The sequence below is a fragment of the Ruminococcus sp. genome (assembly GCF_045129435.1).
GTDB lineage: Bacteria > Bacillota > Clostridia > Oscillospirales > Acutalibacteraceae > Ruminococcoides.
Genome location: NZ_JBGVJL010000052.1, coordinates 1 through 4726, shown reverse-complemented (window position 1 = coordinate 4726; position 4726 = coordinate 1). Strand labels below are relative to the sequence as shown.

General features: G+C 42.1%; 3 protein-coding genes. 2 read left to right on the top strand and 1 reads right to left on the bottom strand.

Annotated elements, in window-relative coordinates; genetic code table 11:
• Positions 1 to 412 precede the first annotated feature (412 nt).
• A complete protein-coding gene (locus ACJMMI_RS02610) occupies positions 413 to 718 on the bottom strand; it encodes a LysM peptidoglycan-binding domain-containing protein (protein WP_405353225.1) in 306 nt (101 codons plus the stop codon).
• 106 nt (positions 719 to 824) lie between these two features.
• Between ACJMMI_RS02610 and eno the strand changes: the two genes are divergently transcribed.
• Together eno and pulA are read left to right on the top strand one after the other, a co-directional pair.
• A complete protein-coding gene (gene eno / locus ACJMMI_RS02605; protein ID WP_405353223.1) occupies positions 825 to 2081 on the top strand; it encodes a phosphopyruvate hydratase in 1257 nt (418 codons plus the stop codon).
• Between the two features lie 396 nt (positions 2082 to 2477).
• Positions 2478 to 4726, top strand: a 2249-nt coding sequence (gene pulA, locus ACJMMI_RS02600; RefSeq protein ID WP_405353221.1) for a type I pullulanase, incomplete at its 3' end; no start/stop codon positions are given.

The following is a 4726-nucleotide window of genomic DNA, read 5'->3' as shown; positions in this document are numbered from 1 at the left end:
ATTTTCAGGCACAAACAGCAACGCTGTTTGTGTGTTGAGGCAAAGTTTGAGAAAACAGGCGAAAGCCTTTTAATAAGAAATAATTTATAAATAGAAAAAGAATATCTTTTCTGTTTTGTGATGCTTTCGCAATTATAAGCTTATCACCATTGTGTTCAAGCCACCAAACAGCAAGCTATTTGGCTATCAAAGCCTTGCGTTAGTTTAAAGTATTGTGGACTTTTCCCACACCCACAACCTTTGAAAAAGGTTGACCAAATTTTTATTTTCGAGTATAAAGTCTGTGCTAATTCAAACAAAATTTCCCGACCGTTGCTAAACCATAATTTATCAATATCACCCCAACATATAAAACAGAACCTTTAATTATACTTGTGCATAATAGCATTGAAGAATAAACGCAAGATTTTTATCACACATTAAGAATTTGTCCCGGATAGAGTACATTAGGATTGCCAAGACTGTTTTTGTCCATTAATTCCTCAATCGTCATATTGTACATTTTAGAAATCACCCAGAGCGACTCGCCGGGTCTTACAATATGTGTGCGTGGTGATGTGTTTGTGCCGGCAGGAATTGCGAGAGTTTCGCCTACATAAATTCTGTTTGCGTCCGCAATGTTGTTGTATCTCAAAATATCATTGACAGTGGTCTGGAAAAACTGGGCAATGCCAAACAGCGTGTTGCCCGGTCTGACTGTGTAGTAAACTATATCCAAATTATTTCCTCCTTTGCTTTCTAATATAATATGCTTTTGCTCTGCCTGTGCTACTACTCTGCATATTTTTTGCATGACTCGGCACAATAATAGCGGAGGTAATAAAATGAAGATAACTATTAATTCTGTGGTTGGCAGACAGATTATTGATTCAAGGGGCAACCCTACCGTAGAGGCAACTGTGGGACTTACTGATGGCACATTCGCAAATGCCTGTGTTCCGTCCGGTGCGTCAACGGGTGCATATGAGGCGGTAGAGCTCAGGGACGGTGGTGAAAGCTTCAACGGCAAGGGCGTCAGAAAGGCAGTTGCAAATATCAGTAAGGTGATTGCCCCCGAATTGTGCGGAATGTCCCCGTTTGACCAATGTATGATTGACAAAAAACTTTGTCAGCTTGACGGAAGTGCCAACAAAAAGCACCTCGGTGCAAATGCTGTGCTTGCGGTATCGGTTGCAGTTGCCAAGGCGGCGGCAAGGTCGCTGCGGCTTCCGCTTTTCCGCTATCTTGGTGGAATTTATTCGGTAAAGCTTCCCGTGCCGATGATGAATATTCTCAACGGCGGTGCTCACGCAAAGAATAATATTGACATTCAGGAATTTATGATTATGCCTGTGGGTGCGGAAAGCTTTTCGGAGGCACTTGAAAAGTGCTGTGAAATCTACCACACACTCGGTAAAATTCTCTCACAAAGGGGAATGGCAACCTCTGTGGGCGATGAGGGCGGATTTGCTCCGAATCTTGAAACAGATGAAGAGGCTATTGAGCTGATTTTGCAGGCAATCAATACGGCAGGCTACACCACTGACAACACAAAGATAGCTATTGATGCGGCGGCTTCCGAGTGGTTTGATGAGGGAATATATCATCTGCCAAAGCGTGAGGCGGTGCTTTCTACAAAGGACTTGATAGAATATTTTGAAAACCTGTGCAGTAAATATCCGATTATATCTATAGAAGACCCGCTTTCTGAGTATGATTGGGAGGGTTGGCAGGAGATTACCAACCGCCTTGGCAGTAAAATTCAGCTTGTTGGTGATGACCTATTTGTCACAAATACCGAGAGGCTTGTTGAAGGTATTTCTATTGGAGCAGGCAATTCTATTCTTATTAAGATGAATCAGATTGGCACGCTTACAGAAACCTTTGAGGCGATTGATACCGCTCAGAAAGCCGGCTATACTACTGTTATTTCTCACCGAAGCGGCGAAACTGAGGATACTACAATCGCTGACATAGCTGTGGCGGTCAACGCAGGTCAGATAAAAACAGGTGCTCCATGCCGTACAGACAGGGTGTGCAAATACAACAGGCTGTTAAGGATTGAAAGTCTGATAAAAGGCTCATCGGTTTATGGTTTATAATTAAATAATTGTCAAAATTTTGTTAAAGTGAAAAGGTTATTCGGCTATTTACAAGTTTGAATGACCTTTTTTGTCTTTATATTGTCATTTATGATTTTAATTGAAAATTATGGAAAAATCAGAGGTATTATATAGCAAGTTGCACAATAAAACCTAAGAAAATTCTACATTACAAAGGCTGATAATTGAATTATTATTCTTTAAAAGATATAAAATAACTTGTTTGGTATGTTAAAATTAGATATAAGAATATATAATTAATTATTATATATAGTTCTGTTCATTTTTGAACAAGTAATTTGGCTAATACTAAAACTGAATATTTTGTTTCTGATGGCGGCTTAATGGCAGACAAAATTCTGAGAGGTATTGCCGCAGAGTCAGGAGGCATTTTTATTGTTATTAAAAAGACTAATTACAGGAGCATTAACAGTAATGATTATGACAGGTATGTGTGCCTCTGCAATCAACGCAGCAGAGGAAAAGAAAGTTGAAAACAAAAAGGTGAATTATCAGCAGTACGCAGCCGAGCTTGATAAAACTGCTTACTCAGGCAGTGATCTCGGTGCAGTTTGGTCTGAAAAGTCAACTACCTTTAAGGTGTGGGCACCTAAGGCTTCCAATGTAAAGCTTAACCTTTACGAGCATGGAAGTGATGAAGAGGGTGACGGCGGTTCTATTGCAACAAAGACTATGGAGCTTGATAAAAAGACTGGCGTTTGGAGTGTTACTGTAAGCGGTGACCTTTCGGGCAAATACTACACCTACAGCGTTAAAAACGGTGATACCGTTACCGAAACCGGCGATGTATATGCTAAGGCATGCGGTGTAAACGGCAAGAGAAGTATGGTTGTAAACCTCAACAGCACTAACCCTGAGGGTTGGGAAAACGATGTGCATGTAACAGTTTCCAATCCTACCGAGGCATCTGTATGGGAGGTTTCCGTAGCTGACTTTTCTTCCTCTGAATCAAGCGGAGTAAGTGAGGCAAACAGAGGCAAGTTCCTCGCATTTACCGAAGAGGGCACTACCGTTGACGGTGTTCAGGGCGGTACTTCGACCTGCATTGATTACCTCAAAAAGCTCGGTGTAAAATATGTGCAGATTATGCCTTTTTATGACTTTGGCTCTATTGATGAATCAAAGGATATTATGTCACAGTACAACTGGGGCTATGATCCGGTAAACTATAACTGCCCTGAGGGTTCATACTCTACAAACCCTTATGACGGCAATGTCCGCATCAAGGAATGTAAGCAGATGATTCAGGCACTTCATAATGCAGGAATCGGAGTAATTATGGATGTTGTTTATAATCACACCTATTCTACAGATTCTGTATTCCAGAACACAGTTCCTAACTATTACTACAGAATGAACGAGGACGGTACATTCTCAAACGGCTCCGGCTGCAGTAATGACACAGCATCTGAGCACAAGATGTTCCGCAAATATATGGTGGATTCCGTAACCTACTGGGCAAAGGAATATCACATTGACGGTTTCCGCTTTGACCTTATGGGACTTCACGATGTTGAAACTCTCAATCAGGTGAGAGCTGCACTCGACAACCTCTATGACAACGAAATCGGCAAAAAGATTATTATGTATGGTGAGGCTTGGAATATGCCGACTGCCTGTGATGAGGGAACAGTTATGGCAAATCAGGACAACCTCAAGCAGCTTAACGATAGAATCGGTGCATTTGACGATACAATTCGTGACGCTATCAAGGGCAGCACAGGCGGTACAGACGGTGCTTTTGTGCAGGAGGCAAGCCGTAAGTCAGATCTTAAAATCGGTATTGCAGGTCAGTCAAACCGCACCTCAGGCTGGGCAAATGTTCCGTCACAGTGTGTAACCTATGCTTCATGTCACGATAACCTTTGTCTTTATGATAAGCTTGTTGACTCAGTTTACGGCAGAGATTCTGAATATAGAAAGCGTTACGAGGATTTGGTGGCTATGAACAAGCTTTCTGCCGCTATCGTTATGACTTCTCAGGGTATTCCGTTTATGCTTGCCGGTGAGGAGTTTGCAAGAAGTAAAGACGGTGACGAGAACTCCTACGCTTCAAGTAGAGAGGAAAATATGCTTGATTGGAGCAATGTAAATGAGTACAGCGACATTGTTGAGTATTACAGAGGTTTAATGCAGATAAGAGAAGAATTTGCTGCTTTCAAGGACTGCACCGCTCAGAGTGCAAACGCTATTAATTACCTTAGCGATTTGCCTAAGACAGTTGTTGGCTACAGACTCAACAATACTGAGCAGGACAAGTGGAACGAGGTTTGTGTTCTCTTTAACGGCGGTGATGAGGCACAGACTGTAAAGGTTGACGGCAAGTGGGTAATTGTTGCCGATAACGAAACTGCAGGACTTCGCAATCTTGGCGAGGTGAACGACAGTGTTGAGGTAAAGGCTCACTCAGCAGTTGTAATGGCTGATAAGCTCGGCTTTGACAATGCTGCTCTCACAATCAGAGAGGGTGCGGTTGTTGTAAATTACTATGACAACAAAACACAGGAGCTTATTTCTACTCAGACAGTAACAGGCGGTATCGGCAAGGCATATGACCTTGCTGAGAATGCTTTTACACTTGACTATGATGTAAAGAAAACCGAGGGTGACGCTAAGGGCTTCTT

Excerpts from the sequence above, each read along its gene's own strand:
- eno (WP_405353223.1), top strand. The coding sequence starts at position 825 with ATGAAGATAACTATTAATTCTGTGGTTGGCAGACAGATTATTGATTCA.